Annotated in this window: 16 protein-coding genes; 7 read left to right on the plus strand and 9 right to left on the minus strand. The window is 55.4% G+C overall.

Annotation, left to right across the window (positions count from 1 at the left end; genetic code table 11):
- Positions 1 to 64: 64 nt before the first annotated feature.
- Together PS2015_RS08635 and PS2015_RS08640 are read right to left on the minus strand one after the other, a co-directional pair.
- A complete protein-coding gene (locus PS2015_RS08635) occupies positions 65 to 2,881 on the minus strand; it encodes a TonB-dependent receptor domain-containing protein (protein ID WP_082628060.1) in 2,817 nt (938 codons plus the stop codon).
- 123 nt (positions 2,882 to 3,004) lie between these two features.
- A complete protein-coding gene (locus PS2015_RS08640; protein ID WP_058021824.1) occupies positions 3,005 to 3,946 on the minus strand; it encodes a LysR family transcriptional regulator in 942 nt (313 codons plus the stop codon).
- A gap of 135 nt (positions 3,947 to 4,081) precedes the next feature.
- Between PS2015_RS08640 and PS2015_RS08645 the strand changes: the two genes are divergently transcribed.
- Genes PS2015_RS08645 through PS2015_RS08660 form a run of 4 tightly spaced genes read left to right on the plus strand, consistent with a single transcriptional unit; the run spans position 4,082 to position 9,344 of the window.
- Positions 4,082 to 5,437 carry an aspartate aminotransferase family protein gene (locus PS2015_RS08645; RefSeq protein WP_058021825.1) on the plus strand — a complete coding sequence of 452 codons (1,356 nt, stop codon included), beginning with the start codon at positions 4,082 to 4,084 and terminating at the stop codon, positions 5,435 to 5,437.
- Positions 5,418 to 6,251, plus strand: coding sequence for a beta-keto acid cleavage family enzyme (locus PS2015_RS08650; protein WP_058021826.1), 834 nt, complete (start codon positions 5,418 to 5,420; stop codon positions 6,249 to 6,251). The genes PS2015_RS08645 and PS2015_RS08650 overlap by 20 nt, the downstream gene beginning before the upstream one ends.
- On the plus strand, positions 6,248 to 8,197 hold the full coding sequence (locus tag PS2015_RS08655) for an acetoacetate--CoA ligase (RefSeq protein WP_237113300.1): 1,950 nt from the start codon (positions 6,248 to 6,250) through the stop codon (positions 8,195 to 8,197). Before PS2015_RS08650 ends, PS2015_RS08655 begins: the two co-directional genes overlap by 4 nt.
- The gene (locus PS2015_RS08660) at positions 8,181 to 9,344 is read left to right on the plus strand and encodes a M14 family metallopeptidase (protein ID WP_058021828.1); all 1,164 of its coding nucleotides are present in this window, start codon (positions 8,181 to 8,183) and stop codon (positions 9,342 to 9,344) included. The genes PS2015_RS08655 and PS2015_RS08660 overlap by 17 nt, the downstream gene beginning before the upstream one ends.
- Positions 9,345 to 9,383: 39 nt before the next feature.
- Here PS2015_RS08660 and cysC read toward each other — a convergent pair whose 3' ends face one another.
- The 4 genes from cysC to PS2015_RS08680 form a co-directional block, all read right to left on the minus strand.
- A complete protein-coding gene (gene cysC, locus PS2015_RS08665; protein ID WP_058021829.1) occupies positions 9,384 to 9,980 on the minus strand; it encodes an adenylyl-sulfate kinase in 597 nt (198 codons plus the stop codon).
- A 337-nt stretch (positions 9,981 to 10,317) separates the two neighbouring features.
- A complete protein-coding gene (locus PS2015_RS15590; protein ID WP_156412695.1) occupies positions 10,318 to 10,482 on the minus strand; it encodes a helix-turn-helix domain-containing protein in 165 nt (54 codons plus the stop codon).
- Between the two features lie 183 nt (positions 10,483 to 10,665).
- The gene (locus PS2015_RS08675) at positions 10,666 to 11,070 is read right to left on the minus strand and encodes a PIN domain-containing protein (RefSeq protein ID WP_335338226.1); all 405 of its coding nucleotides are present in this window, start codon (positions 11,068 to 11,070) and stop codon (positions 10,666 to 10,668) included.
- A complete protein-coding gene (locus tag PS2015_RS08680; protein ID WP_058023226.1) occupies positions 11,054 to 11,290 on the minus strand; it encodes an AbrB/MazE/SpoVT family DNA-binding domain-containing protein in 237 nt (78 codons plus the stop codon). Before PS2015_RS08680 ends, PS2015_RS08675 begins: the two co-directional genes overlap by 17 nt.
- Positions 11,291 to 11,512: 222 nt before the next feature.
- Here PS2015_RS08680 and PS2015_RS08685 point away from each other — a divergent pair, with 222 nt between their 5' ends.
- Positions 11,513 to 12,679 carry a nucleotide sugar dehydrogenase gene (locus tag PS2015_RS08685; protein WP_058021832.1) on the plus strand — a complete coding sequence of 389 codons (1,167 nt, stop codon included), beginning with the start codon at positions 11,513 to 11,515 and terminating at the stop codon, positions 12,677 to 12,679.
- 293 nt (positions 12,680 to 12,972) lie between these two features.
- Here PS2015_RS08685 and PS2015_RS08690 read toward each other — a convergent pair whose 3' ends face one another.
- Together PS2015_RS08690 and PS2015_RS08695 are read right to left on the minus strand one after the other, a co-directional pair.
- A complete protein-coding gene (locus PS2015_RS08690) occupies positions 12,973 to 14,142 on the minus strand; it encodes a fumarylacetoacetate hydrolase family protein (protein ID WP_058021833.1) in 1,170 nt (389 codons plus the stop codon).
- A gap of 77 nt (positions 14,143 to 14,219) precedes the next feature.
- Entirely contained in the window at positions 14,220 to 14,939 is a 720-nt protein-coding gene (locus PS2015_RS08695) for an FAD-dependent oxidoreductase (protein ID WP_058021834.1), read from the minus strand.
- 252 nt (positions 14,940 to 15,191) lie between these two features.
- Here PS2015_RS08695 and PS2015_RS08700 point away from each other — a divergent pair, with 252 nt between their 5' ends.
- Positions 15,192 to 16,031 (plus strand): hypothetical protein, encoded by an 840-nt coding sequence (locus PS2015_RS08700; protein ID WP_058021835.1) that lies wholly within the window; start codon positions 15,192 to 15,194, stop codon positions 16,029 to 16,031.
- A complete protein-coding gene (locus PS2015_RS08705) occupies positions 16,031 to 17,236 on the plus strand; it encodes a hypothetical protein (RefSeq protein ID WP_058021836.1) in 1,206 nt (401 codons plus the stop codon). The genes PS2015_RS08700 and PS2015_RS08705 overlap by 1 nt, the downstream gene beginning before the upstream one ends.
- A gap of 7 nt (positions 17,237 to 17,243) precedes the next feature.
- Here PS2015_RS08705 and PS2015_RS08710 read toward each other — a convergent pair whose 3' ends face one another.
- A complete protein-coding gene (locus tag PS2015_RS08710) occupies positions 17,244 to 18,296 on the minus strand; it encodes an NAD-dependent epimerase (RefSeq protein WP_058021837.1) in 1,053 nt (350 codons plus the stop codon).
- Between the last annotated feature and the right edge of the window lie 53 nt (positions 18,297 to 18,349).

Consider the following 18,349-nt stretch of genomic DNA (forward strand, 5'->3'; position numbering starts at 1 on the left):
GATTACTCCTCTTTAACAACAAAACGGCGAACCAGGTTCGCCGCTTGTCTTCATTGCTGTGACATCAGAACTGCTTTTCCACACCCAACCACCAGACACGTCCGTAAGAGTTATGCAAGGCTTGATAGAAACCGTTACCCACATCAGCGAATGGCGGTTCCTCATCGGATAAATTACGAATACCAGCACTGATATTGGTACCGTTCAACATATCATCGCGGCCAACAAACTCATAACCGACACTCCAGTCGAACGTTGTCCATGTGTCTACATCCCAATAAACGCGATTCAGATTGCTGTCGACTGTGCCACTGACGCCACTGGCTATCGTGTTGTACAGACCGGTGCTATACACACTGCCAACATAACGGGCAGACAGATTACTGCGCCAATTGTTTTTCATCCAGGCAATACTGCCACTGGCACGCCATTCCGGATTTCCCGCACGGCGCACAAAGTCAGTCGTTACCGGTCCGGCCTGCTGTTCAAACCGGCTCAATTTACTGACATCAGTGCGTAAACGGAACTGCCCCACCTGTCCAGCATCAAATGAATACTGTACGGAAGCATCCCAGCCCTCTACTTTGCGCACATCCGCATTGATATATTGACTGATGATATTGGTGGTCGGGCCCACAGGCGTGCGCTGATCATCAGGATTTGCGGCATTCCAGGCGTCAAACAGGGCAATATCCTGAGCCGTCGGTGCAGCTCTGACTACATTGGGGTTAGAGCCAAACTGAGCCTCAACATCCAGTTCATAACCTTCACCCAGCAATACCACCACATTACGCTGCTCGATTTCCCAGGCATCAAACGTCACCATCAGGCCGTCCAGTGCGCCGGCTGGCTGAAAGACAAATCCCATCGACACCGTATCAGTGTGCTCTGGCTTCAGATCATTATTGCCCAATCGAGACGTTGTGCGGTAAAGCGCACCTGTATCAATGTCCAGACCCGTCACATCAGCACGCAACGGATCTTCCACGTTCAGAATGCGGCGGATGATATCACCTTGATTCATCTGCGGCAGGTTTGGTGCGCGGAAGCCCTTGGAGTACGACGCACGCAGGCTCAGCATATCCAGCGGAGAATAGTACGCACTGATTTTGGGCTTGAACGTATCGCCCGCATCAGAAAAGTCCTCGTAACGACCAGCCAGTTGCAACTCAAGATCACTTGTTAGAGGCACTACGAACTCGGCATAAGCAGAGACCACTGTGCGACTTGCAGAAGAGTCACGTGTCGCTGAAACACCGACGACATCACTTTCGTCAAAGATACCGTTAACATCGTAGGGCATTGAGCCGTCCTGGCGTGGATCACGATCATCCAGATAGGTTTCGCGGCGCCACTCCAGGCCCAATGCCGTACCTACATCGCCAGCAGGCAGACTGAACAAATCAGATTTGGTGAACTTGGCATCCCATGACGCCAATGTGCTTTCCGATTTCTGGATACTGGAAATACGGACTGTATTCAGGATATCTTCACTGTTAGCACCCGGTCCACCAAAAATATTAAACGAGTCAGGTGTCGTCTTTGCCAGCGACTGAGACAGTAAAGTCTTGGACATACGATTGAATTCTTCATCGTCAGCAGACGCCGCCGAATACCAGATGGCTGATTCCCAGTCCCAACCATTAAATTCACCCGACAGACCTGTCAGCACACGGTAAGAATCCTGCTCCACCTTAATGACCCGGGCACCCATTTCAGTGGGACGGTAGCGCGTCAACAGCACATCAGACCCGGTAGGATTGTAGTAATTGGTCGATGGGACAATAATGTAGGCCAGGCCACTGTCCAGCGGACCCGACGCGCGCTGGGTTTTTGAGTCTGAACTGTAGTAAGTCAACTCAGAGAAAGAGTTAATGCCATTATCCAGATCATGACTCAAGGTCAGCATCAGGTTGCTGCGCTCTGTATCCGGCGTTATCTGAACCTCTTCGTTAAAATTGAATCGCTGGCTGCCAACTCCCGTGCCTATCTGCAGCGCCTGATTAACATGACGACTGCCAGTGGATACAAAACGGCCCTGACTGTTCAGAGACCCCAGCTGGAACACCGAGTAGGGAGTGACAGATGACAGGTTATTCAGTTGGGAATCGTCACGCCATTCTTCCGGGATAGAGGGATTACCGCGCCGATCCAGATTGCTATAGAGCGTATCCAGCTCAGAAATCATCACCCCTGTGCGGTCATAATGGGTCGCAAAAAATCCCAGATGCGTTCGCCCGCCGTTTATCGACACGCCGCCTTTGGCCGTTAATGTGGTTTCGTCGTAGCTGGTATTCTCGCTGCCACCATACTTCACTGATGCGCTGAAGCCTTCGTACTGCTCCGTCAGTGCCATGTTGACCACACCACCAGTGGCATCTGCACCGTAAAGAGCGGATGCACCATCACGCAGCACCTCAATACGTGATACCGCAGAAGATGGGATACTATTGACGTTATACAGAATCGAGGGCACTCCGTTCTTACTTTCAAAGGTCGGGTGCACCACCATACGGCGGCCATTAAGCAGCGTCAGCGTATTGCCTGTTCCCAGACTGCGCAGATTGACACCAGCCACATCACCACGCGCCCCATTGGTACCCGTATTGGAATCCTGAAATTCAAAATCGCCGATGGAAGGAATGTGGCTAAGTAGATCCTGCATATTGGTAGCACCCAGTGCCTCAATCTGATCCGCACCCATGACAGTGACCGGCAAGGCGTCTTCGGACAGGCCCTGCACTCGACTGCCTACGGTGATGATCTCCTCGACATCGGTCATTGCCTCGGGTGCAGGCGTCTGAGCCATGGCCATCGATGAGGCCAACATCGCAGTGAGTGACGAGGCTGTCGTAATACTTCTAAATATGATCCGCTTCATGTTGTTTTTGCCTCCGGCGCTTATTTGACAGAATTGTGATACGCCCGAGTTAAACAGATGAAATTACCAAGGTCAATACAAATCATGTTTCCATAATTTATACTTATATATCACCGTAATTTACTAATGCTCATTTTTAAGGACCACTATTTCATCAATCGCCGCTTTCACACAATCGACAAAATAGCGCATGGGGTATGACAGGCTACGTCGCTGAGAAAAGACTGCCGTGACAGGCAGATCCGGCGCATCAGGCAAAGGCAGAGCGTGAATACCCGACTGATCTGCAAAGTTGGACACCCCGTTAATCGCCAGACGATCCAGGATGGCAAAACCAATCTCATTGTTAACCAAAGACGCCGCCATATGGTGGTCGTGAACCCGGACAATGTTGTTGGGCGACACACCCGTGGCCAACCAGGCGTTACGGGCCCGCTGCCCCAGGGGTTCATTCTCATAGAGCTCAATGAAGGGCCACTCCCGTATGACGCTCAAATCAATGGGAGTGTCGCGACGATAATCTTTAGGCAACCGACCCAGCCAGCGCCGCGGCAGCGCGCAGAACACCGGGATATCGGCCAGTTTGATGGAAGAGATACCTTCCAGACCATCGCCGCCAAAGGTGAACCCCATGTGATACGCGGTTGGTCGCTCATCAAGATTCGACAAAATCACTGGCGAGTGCTCCGAAGAGATATCAAAAGTAAATCGCTTGTGATGCTCCTGAAAAATGGTGATCGCCAACGGCAATACCCGCTGACAGATGGCCGGGGTGGCCGCTACTCGAATATGTCCGGCCGCACCGTCTTTCAGGCGATCGCACAGGCCCCGCACGGCCACCAGCGAATCATGCGCCCGATTAACCTCCTCAAACAGAATCCTGGCCTCTGCCGTCGGCGTGAGACGCCCCCCACTTCGAACAAACAGTGGAAAGCCAATCTCTTCTTCCATCTGCTGAATGCTTGATGTTACTGACGGCTGCGACACAGACAGGTTGCGGGCAGCCTGTGTGACCGTGCCCGCAGTCATCACCGCATGAAACACCTCCAATTGCCTGAATCGCATAAGCGCCTCCTGTTTTTCATAAACATAATCTAATGTTATAGGTATTGCAAATAATACAATTTGACTTATGTACCAAAAAGCCCAACCATAGGCCAAAACATAAATAGCAACATTTCATTCTCTGAACAGGCCAATATGTCCCAGGTATTTTACAGATCTCCCAAAACCCGCTATCCCATGGTTCAGCGTGCGGATGGCGTCTACCTTTATGACCAGCACAACAAAGCCTACCTGGATGGCAGCGGCGGTGCGGCAGTCTCCTGCCTGGGTTACAACCACCCGCAGATTATCCGGGCCATCAAGGCACAACTGGACAAAGTACCCTTTGCCCACTCGGCTTTTTTCACCAATGAGCCGCAGGAAGAGCTGGCACAGCGCCTGGCTGATCGATTTCCGCAGGTCGGCGCCCGCGTCTATTTTTTATCAGGCGGCTCGGAAGCTAATGAAACCGCATTGAAGCTGGTCCGTCAGTACTGGCTGGCCAAAGGCTGCTCCAGCAAATACAAGATCATCAGCCGCCAGCAAAGCTACCACGGCAACACTCTGGGGGCGTTGTCTGTGAGCGGCAATGTTCAGCGCCGCAAGACCTATGGCCCCATGCTGCAGGACTGGCCACGCATCATGCCCTGCTACAGCTATCGACACCAGCGCGAAGACGAATCGGACGCGCAGTTTGCACAGCGGGCCGCCAACGCCCTAGAACAGGCCATCCTGGAAGCCGGGCCGGAAACAGTTGCTGCCTTTATTGCCGAACCTATTGTCGGCGCCACACTGGGTGTGGTTTTGCCTGCCACTGACTACTTCCGACGCATACGGGAGATCTGCGATCAGTACCAGGTGTTACTGATTCTGGACGAGGTCATGTGCGGCGCCGGTCGCAGCGGTCATTATTTTGCTTTTGAACAGGAAAACGTCGTTCCTGATGTTGTCACTCTGGCTAAAGGACTGGGCGGCGGTTATCAGCCGCTGGGCGCCTGTATCTGCCGGCAAGACATACACGACACCATCGTCGATGCTTGTGGCAGTTTCGCTCATGGTCACACTTATATCGGGCACGCGACGGCCTGCGCGGCCGGTGTCGCGGTCATGGACGTGCTGGAGCAGCAGAATCTGCTGGACCGGGTGCAAAGCAGCGGAAAACTCATTCGCAATGCATTACGAACGCAACTGGCCGAACACCCGTATGTCGGAGATATTCGCGGCAGCGGCCTTTTTATCGGTATCGAACTGGTCAGTGATCGCACCTCGCGACGCGCTCCGGCCAACAGCGCCGCGCTCGCCTCGACCTTGAAGCAGCGCGCCATGGATACCGGCCTGATCATCTACCCCGGCCACGGCAGCGTGGATGGCTCGAATGGTACCCACATCCTGCTGGCACCTCCGTTCATTTATCAGGATCAGCATATTGACGAGCTGCTCAGCAAACTGAGCTCAGTGCTTGACCATAACGAACTCAAATCGATGGTGACCCATGACAACACAATCGCCTGACAGGCTGATGATCATGTGTGCCCCCAACGGCGCACGCAAGACCCGCGCAGATCACCCTCAGCTGCCCATCGGCCCCGAACAACTGGCAGATTGCGCAGCCGATATTTTGCAGGCTGGTGCCAGCGTGCTACACCTGCATGTACGTGACGATAGTGGTAAACACAGTCTGAGTCCCGAGCGCTATCGCCAGGCTATCGCTGCGATCAGAAAAACCGTAGGTGACGACCTCGTAATTCAGGTCACTACAGAAGCGGTCGGCATCTACACCCGGGAGCAGCAGATTCAGATAGTGAAGGAACTGAAACCGGAAGCCGTCTCACTGGCCCTGCGTGAACTGTGCCCGGATGAAGACAGCGTTGCTCACAGTGCTGCATTTTTTGAGTGGTGCCGCCAGCAAGGTATCTGGGCTCAATATATTTTGTATTCAGCCCAGGAAGTATCACGCTTTATTGAGCTTCACGCACGGGGCGTGTTCGGACCCGGGCCGGTATCAGTATTATTCGTACTGGGCCGCTACAGTCAGGATCTGAGGGGCGATCCGCAGGAACTACAGGCCTTTATCAATGCCTGGGATACTCGCTGTGGCAACTGGGCCTGCTGCTGTTTCGGCGCCACCGAGCATCAGTCCATGCTGGTGGCTGCACGCGCCGGAGGGCATGTCAGGCTTGGTTTTGAAAACAATCTTTATCGTTCCGATGGCAGTTTGGCGGAGGATAACGCCCAGTTGTTGAATGACTTTGTCAGCCAGCTGACTTCATCAGGGCGCCCCCTGGCTAATGCCGATGATATACGCCAGCACTTTTTCCCGACATGAAACTAAAACAACTGACCCCTGCCAGGTTTGACTGGCATCACACTCCAGCAACTGACTGCCACATGCTCGACTTTGCCAGGCAAGTGCAGCAAGAGCCTATTGACAGCTACGAACAACTGCACCACTGGTCAGTCACTGAGCGCGAGGCGTTTTGGCAGGCATGCATGGAGCAGACCGGCGTCATCACACAGCAGCGTGGAAGCCAGGTTCTGAACCGGGGCGAGCAGATATGGCAGGATCAATGGTTCGCGGATACCACACTGAACTATGCCGAGAATCTGCTACGATTCAGGGACACGCACACAGCGCTCATCTTCTGCGATGAGCTTGGCCACCGTCAACGTATCAGTTATCACCAATTGCGACAGCAGGTCGCCAGACTGTCAGTCTGGCTGCAGGAACAGGGCGTGCAAACAGGCGACCGGGTCGCTGGCTTCACAGCTAATCGCATCGAGACAGTCATTGCCATGCTGGCCAGCACGGCGTTGGGCGCGGTCTGGACAAGTTGTTCACCAGACTTTGGTTTCAATGGTGTGATCGACCGATTCAGTCAAACAGAACCAGTCATACTGTTTGCTGTATCCAGCCACTGTTACGCTGGAAAAATCCATCAGCACCAGGAGAATCTTAAAAAATTATGTCTCCAGCTACCCTCAGTGCGCCACCTGGTGCTGCTACCGGAGATCTATCAGCAAGAAAAAGTGACAATTGATGCGGCTTGTGCTGTAACTGAGTGGACGCAGGCGTTGACAAGACCAGCAGGCAGTATTGCCTTTAAGGCAGTGCCATTCAATCACCCTCTCTTTATCATGTACTCTTCCGGTACCACTGGCGCCCCCAAGTGCATCACGCACGGGCACGGTGGCACCCTGCTGCAGCATCGTAAAGAGCACCATTTGCACCTGAACTTGAAACGAGAGGATGTGCTGTTTTACTTTACAACCTGCGGATGGATGATGTGGAACTGGCTGATCAGCGGCCTCGCATCAGGCGCAACGCTGGTACTTTATGACGGCTCTCCGTTCCATCCACAGCCGTCCATTTTGTTTGACCTTGCCGACTCACTGGGTATCAGTATTTTTGGTACATCAGCGCGCTACCTGGCATCAGCTGAACAGGCCAAACTGAACCCTCTTCGGTCTCACCGGCTGTCACGGCTGCACACTGTACTGTCGACCGGTTCACCGCTCAGTGAGAGCAGCTTCGACTATGTACATCAACAGATCAGTCCGACCGCGGCTATTCAGTCCATGTCTGGCGGCACTGATATTCTGTCCTGCTTTGTACTGGGCTGTCCGCTGCTACCGGTGTATCGCGGCCAAATCCAGTGCGCCGGCCTGGGCATGGATGTGGCGGTATTTAATGACTCAGGAAAGCAGGTCATCGAAGAGCAAGGTGAGCTGGTGTGCCGACAGTCTTTTCCCAGTATGCCGGTTGGCTTCTGGAACGATGACCAGCAGAGAAAGTATCGTGCGGCCTACTTCGAACGTTTTCCAAACTTCTGGTGTCAGGGTGATTTGGCCGAACAATCTGACTCCGGCTCATGGGTGATTCATGGTCGCTCTGATACTGTATTGAATCCGGGCGGGGTGCGTATCGGAACGGCAGAACTCTATCGACAACTTGAAGGCCTTTATCCGGTGCGAGATGCTGTTGCTGTGGGCCAACAATGGCAGGGAGATGTGCGTATCGTCTTATTCGTGCAACTGGCGGACAATGTGCCACTTGACGACCTGCTGATCGCCCGTATCAAGCAAGCTATCCGTCAGGGTGCTTCACCGCGTCACGTTCCGGCGCTGATTTGTCAGGTCAAGAACATACCGCGCACACTGAATGGCAAACTGGCGGAAGTAGCGGTACGTGATACGATTCATGGCAAGACGGTTGCAAACAAGGCTGCTCTGTTGAATCCGGAGGCACTAACGGAATATGAGAACCTCGTATAAAGGACTGTTGTTTGTCGCCCTGCTACTGCTGGCGGCATGCCATGACCAACCGTCAGGTAATATATCGACCGATGTGTGCCGGTTCGACACGGTACACTTCGTCCGTGACTTTGCCGGCGCCCGTCTGAATCATTGCGAACAACTTGATGAACATCACTACCAACTGCGTATTGACCCAGCATTTACACCGGTCAACCCCAGTGCCTGGTATGCTTTTCAGGTTATCAGTGATACAAAACAATCTCTTCAGATTACGTTGAGTGCCAGCGCAGGATTTGCCCGCTACGCTCCCAAGGCCAGTCGTGATGGAGTCAACTGGCACACACTGGAGTTTGAGGCTGATGAGGCTGATATGCAGTTTAATCTGCAGACTGATGGCAACACACTGTATGTTGCGGGGCAACCTCTGATTGTTGATGCGCATTACGCTCGGTGGCTGAACAGACATGCCACCCAGCCGGACATACAACTGTTAGAGCTGGGCGTCAGTGAACAGGGTCGGGCAATACAGGCGCTCCAAAGCCTGGCAACCGAGCAAAGCGACGACAAGTCGTGGCTGCTCTTGATCGGCCGACAGCATCCACCAGAAGTGACGGGGGCAATGGCGTTTTTTACATTTTCTGATCAAGTCTTAAGTGATACATCTCTGGCACAACAGTTCCGGGCTGAGTACAATCTGCTCATCATTCCTAACGTCAATCCAGACGGTGTGGCCGCGGGCAACTGGCGACATAACAGCCGTGGCATGGACCTGAATCGCGACTGGCATGCCTTGAGTCAGGCCGAAACGCGGGCCGTTGCTGCAGCGTTAGCGGAGCGCGTGCAATCACCCGAGGAGCTTGTATTTGCGCTGGATTTTCACTCGACGAATCGGAATGTTTACTACACCATGCCCGACAATAAAGATCGCCACAATCCGCAGCTGACCAACGACTGGTTGACCGAAACTGATCGGCGGCTCCCGGATTATAATCTGGAAGCTGTGCCCGGCGACAATCCGGGCGGTGGCGTATTCAAGCAGTTCATCGCGGATGTCTACCAGACTCACGCCGTCACCTATGAGGTGGGGGACAACACTGACCCGGATGAAATCGAGCTGACGGCAAAAACGGCGGCTACTGTGCTGATGGAGCAGCTTTTGTGGTAGTGCGCTGGGGACGGAGGCGCACTACCACCGTCCCCCGCGTCACCACCCGTCCCCAGCATCCCCCAACAACAACTCCACCACCCGTGCAGCACTCCGCTCAGGCGTCTCATGTTCAGTTTTGATCACCAGCGCAGGTGCCTCAGGCGCTTCATAGGGCGAATCAATGCCCGTAAAGTGCCTGATCTCCCCTCTTCGGGCTTTGGCATACAGGCCCTTCACGTCACGCCGTTCGGCGACCGCCAACGGGGCATCCACATAAATCTCGAAAAAACGGTCAGCGCCGATGCTCTGGCGTGCGGCTTCGCGCTCGGCTTTGAAGGGTGAGATGAATGCGGCCAGCACAATCAGGCCCGCATCGGTCATCAGGGCGGCCACCTCTGCAACGCGGCGGATGTTTTCCACCCGGTCAGCATCGCTAAAACCAAGATCGGCGCACAGGCCGCGTCGCACATTATCGCCGTCCAGCAGATAGGTGTGGCGCCCCATGGCCAGCAGCTGCTGTTCAACCAGATTGGCGATGGTTGACTTGCCGGCGCCCGACAGACCGGTGAACCACAGCACGGCAGGCGTCTGCTGTTTCATGGCTGCCCGATCGGCCAATGTGACCGAAAAAGTCTGCTGGTGGATATTGTTCATTATGATATGACCCGTTTTAGCTTTCGAATATTTGTCCAGACTACAGCTCTTGGCAGGGAAACGCTCATAACCTGCATGCATCGATCAGAATTAGCCAGCAATTTGCTGGCCGCCATGTCAACCACTGTCAGAGTGGGCACTCCGCACACATTGTCATCCCCCCCAGAGGTATCCAAGCCTATCCTCACTTCCCGAATAATCTCAAACTTGATTGGCACATCAAAGACATTAACTATGGTTCTTATGCCATATTGATCAGGGTGAACAGTCATTGCCATACCTAGCGCTTGTAAAACTGAAAGATAGGCACCACAGGTGACCGATAACTCACCTTTCTCTATTCGATGGACATTCGATGGACAGTGACACGCGACATATCAACGGACTCGGCGAGTGCCGTCGCGCTGACGCCGAGCGCCTTGCGTCTGGTACGTATCTGCCTGCCAATCTCTCTGGCGCGGAACTTAATATCAGAGGTCACTGCCGGAGATTTCGAGGGCATAGCCGTTCTCGTTTAGAAATACAATGATTCTCATGGTATACAAAAATACCATATTGCCAATAATGAGAAACACAATAGCGTATTAATGTGCCAGAGGACGCGGTGGAGCACTCAGTACAGGAGAGCGCTTCCCCGCGCAGTTCCACACTCGGCAATATCAAGGGTGATCTACTGATGGCCCTGCTATTTAAACGGATTCACCAGACGCATCGCACCATTAAACTGCTGTCCGCTCTGCATATCCTCCGAGTAAAGTACGTCACAGTCGGCGTGCATCGCAGCAGCAACAATCATGGCATCGTAAACACTCAGACTATAACGTGTTGCCAGCAGCCGCCCCTGTCGATGAACCTCCTGGGTCAGCGGTACAACCTGCAGCAGGCGCTCCATCAGATCAAGTACATGGTTGACCTCTTGCCAGGAGTACAGCAATTTTCGTCGCAGCACATGTGTCAACTCGTTCAGTACCTGCACACTGACTATACCACCCGCCGCTATAAGCGCTTCCGCCGTGTCAGCTTTGCGTGAGTCAGCAGAATGCAAGTAGAGAAGCACATTGGTATCAAGAAAGCTACGCTCCTCGCTCATTGGCATCATCCCTGTCAAAAATAAAATCAGCGGGCAGGCGGCCACGATAAGCCTTCAGTTGAGCCATAAGCTCATCACGGGAGGGCTGCCGCCGGATTTCAAACGTCCTTGTGCCCGCCACAACGACTTCAATGTCGTCACCTTCTTTAAGCTGTAATACCTCAGACACTGAGGCAGGGATGCGAATGGCCAGACTGTTACCCCATTTTGATACCTGCATAATAAAACTCTCAATCCGATGGATATACATCAATATAAATGTCTATCATAAAGTATCATGGAGTCACAAAACTTTATAGACCACCGCGCAGAATATTGCCCTTGTTTCCGTTGTCGGCAGGCTTATAGACCCCCATTGTGGCGCTTGATAGAATCGCCGGGGACGGAGGCGGTCTACGTCCCCAGCGCACGACCACTGGCCTAACTGAAAAAGGACGTCACCATGAACATCACCATCGCCGGCACCGGCTACGTTGGCCTCTCAAACGCCGTGCTGCTGGCCCAGCACAATCAGGTCATTGCGCTGGATATCGTTAAGGACAAAGTGGACATGATCAATCGGCGCGAGAGCCCGATCGTGGACACCGAGTTGCAGGACTACCTGGCCAACAAGCCTCTGAATCTGACAGCGACACTGGACAAGCAGCAGGCCTACGCCAATGCCGACTTCGTCATCATCGCCACCCCGACCGACTACGACCCGCAGACCAACTACTTCAACACTCGCACTGTGGAAGCGGTGATTCAGGATGTGATGGCCATCAACCCGAAGGCGGTGATGGTGATCAAGTCCACGGTGCCGGTGGGTTTTACCAAAGAGGCGCGCGAGCGGTTTAACACACCCAATCTGATGTTCAGCCCGGAGTTTCTGCGCGAAGGCCGTGCGCTGTATGACAATCTGTATCCCTCGCGCATCATCGTCGGCGAGCAGTCAGCCCGTGCGCAGCAGTTTGCTGAGCTGCTACAGCAAGGCGCGATCAAACAGGATGTGCCGGTGCTGTTTACCGATGCGACTGAAGCCGAGGCCATCAAGCTGTTCAGCAATACCTACCTGGCGATGCGAGTGGCCTATTTTAACGAGCTGGACAGTTATGCCGCTGTGCATGGCCTGGACACCCGGCAGATCATCAACGGCGTGAGTCTGGATCCGCGCATTGGCAATCACTACAACAACCCCTCGTTCGGTTATGGTGGTTACTGCCTGCCCAAGGACACCAAACAGCTGCTGGCCAACTACGACGATGTGCCGCAGAACCTGATCCGCGCCATTGTTGATTCCAACCGTTCGCGCAAGGATTTTATTGCCGATGACATCATCCGCCGGCAGCCCAAAATCGTCGGCGTCTACCGCCTGATCATGAAGGCTGGCTCCGACAACTTCCGTGCCTCCAGCGTGCAGGGCGTGATGAAGCGTATCAAGGCCAAGGGCATCGAGGTGGTGGTGTATGAGCCGGAGCTTAAGGAGGAGGATTTCTTCCGCTCGCGGGTGATCCGTGATCTGGAAGCGTTCAAGCAGATGAGTGATGTGATTATCGCGAATCGGATGGTGGATGCGCTGGAGGATGTGTGGGGGAAGGTGTATACCCGCGACCTGTTTGGGGGAGATTGAGTTGCGCGGGGGACGGAGGCGGTCTACGTCCCCATTTACTTGATTTGTTGGTCGCGTCTTGGTGGTGAATGCGGTGACGGTCGGCCACATCCCTGACGGCAATTTCCGGCGCTGCAGAACTCGCCCTCGCGCGCTACGCGGGCTCGGAGCTCAGACAGGCTTCGCGCTTTATCGGAAATTGCCGCCAGGGATAAGCGTGACCTGATTGACCGTCACCGCATTCACCACCAAGACGCTTGATCACGGACAGTGGACGGGGACGTAGACCGCCTCCGTCCCCAGCGTCACAACCCTCAACGATTGCGGTAAGTCCTTGTCGGCGGCAGCTGTGAACCGGACAGGTCGTCCGGCACACTGGTTTCGCGCACCACGCGGTGGGTCAGCGTGCCGATGCCCTCGATGCTGGCGCTGATGGTTTCGCCGTCGATCAGGTAGCCGGAACCGGTGGCGCGCTCGACGCGGCCAGAGCCGGTGCCGCCGGAGGTGCCGCTTTGCAGCACGTCGCCGGGGAACAGGGTGATCAGTGAGGAGGCGTACTCAATCAGCTCGGGGATGTTGTGGATCATGTCCCCTGCTCTGGCTTCCTGTACAGTCACGCCATCAACCACGGTGATCTGGTGCAGACGCTCCATGGGGTCGCCGTAGAATTCCTTGGGTACAATCCAGGGGCCGTGTGGTGCAAAGGTGTCGTGGCCCTTGCCAACAAACCAGTCCTGGCCAGAGCTGAAACCACCCGGTGGGCGGCCACCGCGGTCGGAAATATCCATGGCCACCATGTAACCAAATACGTGGTCATAGGCGCGGTGTGCAGAGATGTACTTGCCGGAGCGACCAAACACGATGGCCATTTCCACTTCATATTCAATCTCGTCACGGCCATAGGGCATGATCACATCTTCGCCATCACCGATCACTGCGCCGCGGGTCGGCTTCAGAAACAGGTACGGCACCCCGCGGTTTTCCTGGCGTTGACGGGTCCGCTCGCGCAATTGTTCCTCCGTGCAGCCCTCACAGGCGTGGGTATAAAAGTTCACAGCGGCATTCATGATCTTACTGGGGTATTGAATGGGCGCGCGGATATCCACATCGGCAACGCGGTGGATGAAACCCGGCAGATTATTGCCCTGCAGCTGTCCGGACTCCGCCAGCCAGTTCACGATCTCATAAACGCGGTACTTCAGGCCATATTCGTAGCCTTCGATCAGACCCAGCACATCGTCGGGCATGGCTACCGGTGGATATTGCGGCATCAGTTCCAGCGCCTTATTAGCCTGCACAATATCCACAATCAGTGAATCGTCGCGCATCACCAGGCCGGAGAACTGCTCGTAATTGACGGCAAAGGTGCCGACCTTAAAAGGCTCGGCGGGCAAGATATCAGGCTGGGCCAGAACACGGGCCGGCGCACCAAGCAGCATCGCCACGACCACGAGGGCCAGACTGAACAGGGTTGTTCTTCTCATTGATTGACTCCCTACAAAGCTTGTCATTATTGTTGTTTGTTGCCGAGGGTCACGTTAAACCTAAATGAGGATTCTGTCTACTGGGCGCTGGGGACGGTGGTGGTGCGCGGGGGACGGTGGTGGTGCTCGGGGGTGCGAGGCGAGCCAGGCGGCCGATCGGACAGACTATACATGTCGCGCCACTCAATCGGATGGCTGTCGACACCCAGATAGGACTGAAAGCGCCGGAACGAATACCTGGCCATCTGCTCCCATTGACTGGCAAATGCCGGTGCATGCTGAGCACTGACAATGCGCGAATCCGGCGTAAATGAGCCGGTCGCCCGATGCGAAGACACATACGGCGGGCGCTCTTTGGCATAAATGGTGACCCGATAGCCAGCCTCCTGCGCCACCAGCGCTGTAGTCAGGCCGATTGCACCACAGCCAATGACTGCGAGCTCCCGTCGTCCATGGGCGGCGGCCAACTGCACGGCCATGCGACCCGTGCCCCAGGACAAAGACCAGCCACTGCCGCCATGCCCATAGTTATGCACAACGTTTTTGCGGCCGATGCGCTCATCCTGAATGCGCGGCCCCTGCAGTCGAAAGGGGCGCGTACAGACGTTCATCTCGATGATGCGATCAGGCGTGGCGATAATCGGCGCGAGCCCCCGGGAGCTGCTCAGCATATGCGCACTAGTGTCAGGTGTCGCATTTTCCTGGCTGGCGGGCGCAGGCTGTGCCGACAAAGCGGACTGAATCGGCACGGTGCCCAGTAAGGCAGCAGCGCCTTTCAGAAAGTTGCGTCTTTGCATGTGGAGACGTCTCTGTTGTTTTTATAAGGAGAGCACTTTGATGCAGATGAGGCAGGCTGTCAACGGGCACGACACGTCGCCAGGCGGATCGACACCTGTGGTTGTCGGCGCAGTTTCTGCCACCCGCTCTGTCGCCCGGCCCGATACAGCCGCGCCTACAGCTTCCATGAGATAACCTACGACCATATTTTTGAAAGTATTCGCGATGCCTGGGAAAACGAATCAGACGGCATAAAGGAACGTCTGATCGCAATGGGTGTCAGCAGCGGACTGGTCCAGACCCTCACCCGCCTGGCCCAGTCCGGCACCGGTGACGGCTTTTTTCGCACTCATGTACTCGATGTCATATTCTACCGATTCTTCCCTACAGTGCGCGACCCCGTTCGCACATACGTCGCCAAATCCATCACTGAAGCACTCGAAAAGCACCGCAGCTCAAACGCCGGCCCGGTCAAATGGTCCATTATCGGGCACTCACTGGGCACCGCCGTCACCCACGACACGCTTCACCTGATGTTCGCCAGCTCCCCCTCGGCTGATATTCCTCCGCTCAGCGTCCGCAACTTTTCACTGCACACTTACCTGGCCTGCGCCAATGTTTCGCGCATCCTCAGCAAAGGCAATGAAATACCCGTTTACAACTCACGCGTGCGACCAGCCATGACACCTTCGCGCGATGCAGTAATGCGTTATTTTCTCAACGCCTGGAACATGTTTGACCCCTTCACCCGCCCCTCGCGTTTTGAGCCGAGTCACTCCTGGCTGGATGCCGCCACCCAGGCAGCACGGCACAGCCGCTTTCAGGACATCAAGACCACCGAAATCCGGCAGAAAAATGTACACGCACTGGAGCACTACCTGGAGAATCCGGCCGTACACATTCCCTTCTTCCGCGCCACCTGCGACAACATGAGCATCGTCAGCAAAGCCGAGCAGATCAAGGCGCAACAGACCTACCGCAAGGCTGTCATTGACGCCCACCTGGAAGGTGAAGCAGAGGAGCTACGACAGTTGATCGAACGGCACGGCGGAGAACTGCAGGACCTGCTGAGCATGGGTTATTCATTCCACAAAATGCTGGAGACACTGTGATGAACACACGCCTCAGAGGAAAAAGCCTGCACGCCATCAGCGCTCTGATCAGCGCCTTCATCATGAGCCTGAGTCTGCTGGTAACCACCACTGCCATCGCCTGCGAGACACCCACCGGTGCCAACGTCGACGCAATCTTCGATGGGATCCAGGTCAATCTGCGCGGTTGTTATGGCGAGGACAATGACAGAAGCGAGCTGACCCTGTGGGTCAGGCAGGAATTGCGCAAGGCCGAGATCCCCTCTACCGGGAGGCTGGAAGAAAGTCACTTGCAGGCAGTGGAGGCCATCGTGCAACGCCTGGCCAATACCGTCTCCAGCGAGGCTATTCGCCTGGAAAACGCCAATCTGGCGGGCGCGTCGGCCGTACGCACTGTCGCAGAGCGGCTGCGCGGCGAAGCCCCGTCACAGACCACCGATGCCTTACGGCAGGCGCGTGACAGCGACGGCGGCTGGCAGTTCGCACTGGAGGAAGACCGTTACGGCCCAAGCGTCAATAACGTACCGCTACTGCAGCCAATCAACACCATACTGACTCCCAACTGTCAGGCACAGCCCGCCTCGGACGGTTGCCAGCAGGCTACCGAAAGTCTGGAACAGTTGCTGCGCGTAGCCAACCTGATGCAGCAAGTCAATCAGCGGGCAGATCGCACCCTGGGCATCAACCTGCATGCCTTCCAGCGCAACAATGTCATGTGGGATCTGTACAGCAACGAGGCCCGCGTTCAGTATCCCTGGGAAATGCTCCTGAACGGTCATCTGTATCAAAGCGATATCCGGCAGCGTGAGCGCACATCCGGCCGCGAACTGGCACTGGTCGATCGCATCCCGCCCGAACGTCAGATCATCCTGCTGCACCCCAGCATCGGCATGGAATATGTAGATGAAGCCAGCGACGGCAGCCGCTTCGAACCCGCTGTGGTGATGGAATGGATCGGTTTCAATACCTGGAAATTCGCTGGAAGTGGCACGGATGTGCGCATGAGGCGGCCGCTGGGCGTGTCACTGATCACAACCTACTCCGACCGCGATGGCAGCAAAAACGTGGGCCATGGCCTGGCGCTGCACTGGAACAACAAGCTGACAACCGGCCTGAGCTGGCGTAGCGACGGCGACATCGGTGTGTTTATCAGCATCGGCCTGGCCGACCGTTTCAGCAGCGAGAAAAGCCGACTGGAGAAGGTACTGGGCTGGCTGGGGCGGTAGCTGCGCCTCAAACCCCAAAAAACTCCCGGTACCACCGTACAAAGTTATCAATGCCCTGCTGCACCGGCGTCGCCGGCTTATAACCCATATCCTCCACCAGGTCCGACACATCAGCAAAGGTCGCCGGCACATCGCCGGCCTGCAGCGGCAGGAACTCTTTTTGCACTGGCACACCCAGCGCCTTTTCGATGGCGTCGATAAAATCCAGCAGCTTCACGGGGTTGTTGTTGCCGATGTTGTAGATCTTGAACGGAGCCGATGAACTGCCGGGGTTGGGTTCAGCCCCGGACCACGCTTTGTCAGCCGAGGCCGGGTTATCGATCACGCGCACCACGCCCTCGATGATGTCATCAATGTAGGTGAAGTCGCGCAGCATGTTGCCGTGGTTGAACACCTTGATGGGCTCGCCGGCCAGCGCGGCTTTGGTGAACAAAAACAGCGCCATGTCAGGCCTGCCCCACGGCCCGTAGACGGTGAAAAAGCGCAGGCCGGTGGTGCGGATGCCAAACAGGTGCGAGTAGGTGTGCGCCATCAGCTCGTTCGACTTTTTGCTGGCGGCGTACAGGCTGATGGGGTGATCCACGTTGTGGGTGGTGGCAAACGGAAGCGTCTCGTTCAGGCCGTAGACGGACGAGCTGGAGGCGTAAGACAGGTTCTGCACGCCGTGGTGCCGACAGGCCTCCAGAATATTGATGAAACCGACGATATTGGAGTCGATATAGGCCTGGGGGTTGGTCAGTGAGTAACGCACACCGGCCTGAGCGGCCAGGTTGCATACCGCATCGAATTCTTCGGCCGCAAACAGCGCATTCAGCGCGGATTTGTCTTCCATCTGCAGCTTGATAAAATGGTAGTTGGGCAGGGTCTGTGACACCTGCAACTTGCCGTATTCCATAGCATGGCGGCTGATGCCCGCCCGATCCAGGCGCCCATATTTAACTTTTACATCATAATAGTCGTTAATGCTGTCCAGCCCGACCACGTCATCGCCGCGTGCTGCCAGCCGTTGGACCAGATGCGCACCAATAAACCCGGCCGCGCCGGTCACCAGAATTTTCATACTGCTTCATTCCCTGAGAGAAAACCAGAGCAGCAGTTTAGCGCGGGTCGGTG

The organism is Pseudohongiella spirulinae, assembly GCF_001444425.1.
GTDB classification, from domain to species: domain Bacteria; phylum Pseudomonadota; class Gammaproteobacteria; order Pseudomonadales; family Pseudohongiellaceae; genus Pseudohongiella; species Pseudohongiella spirulinae.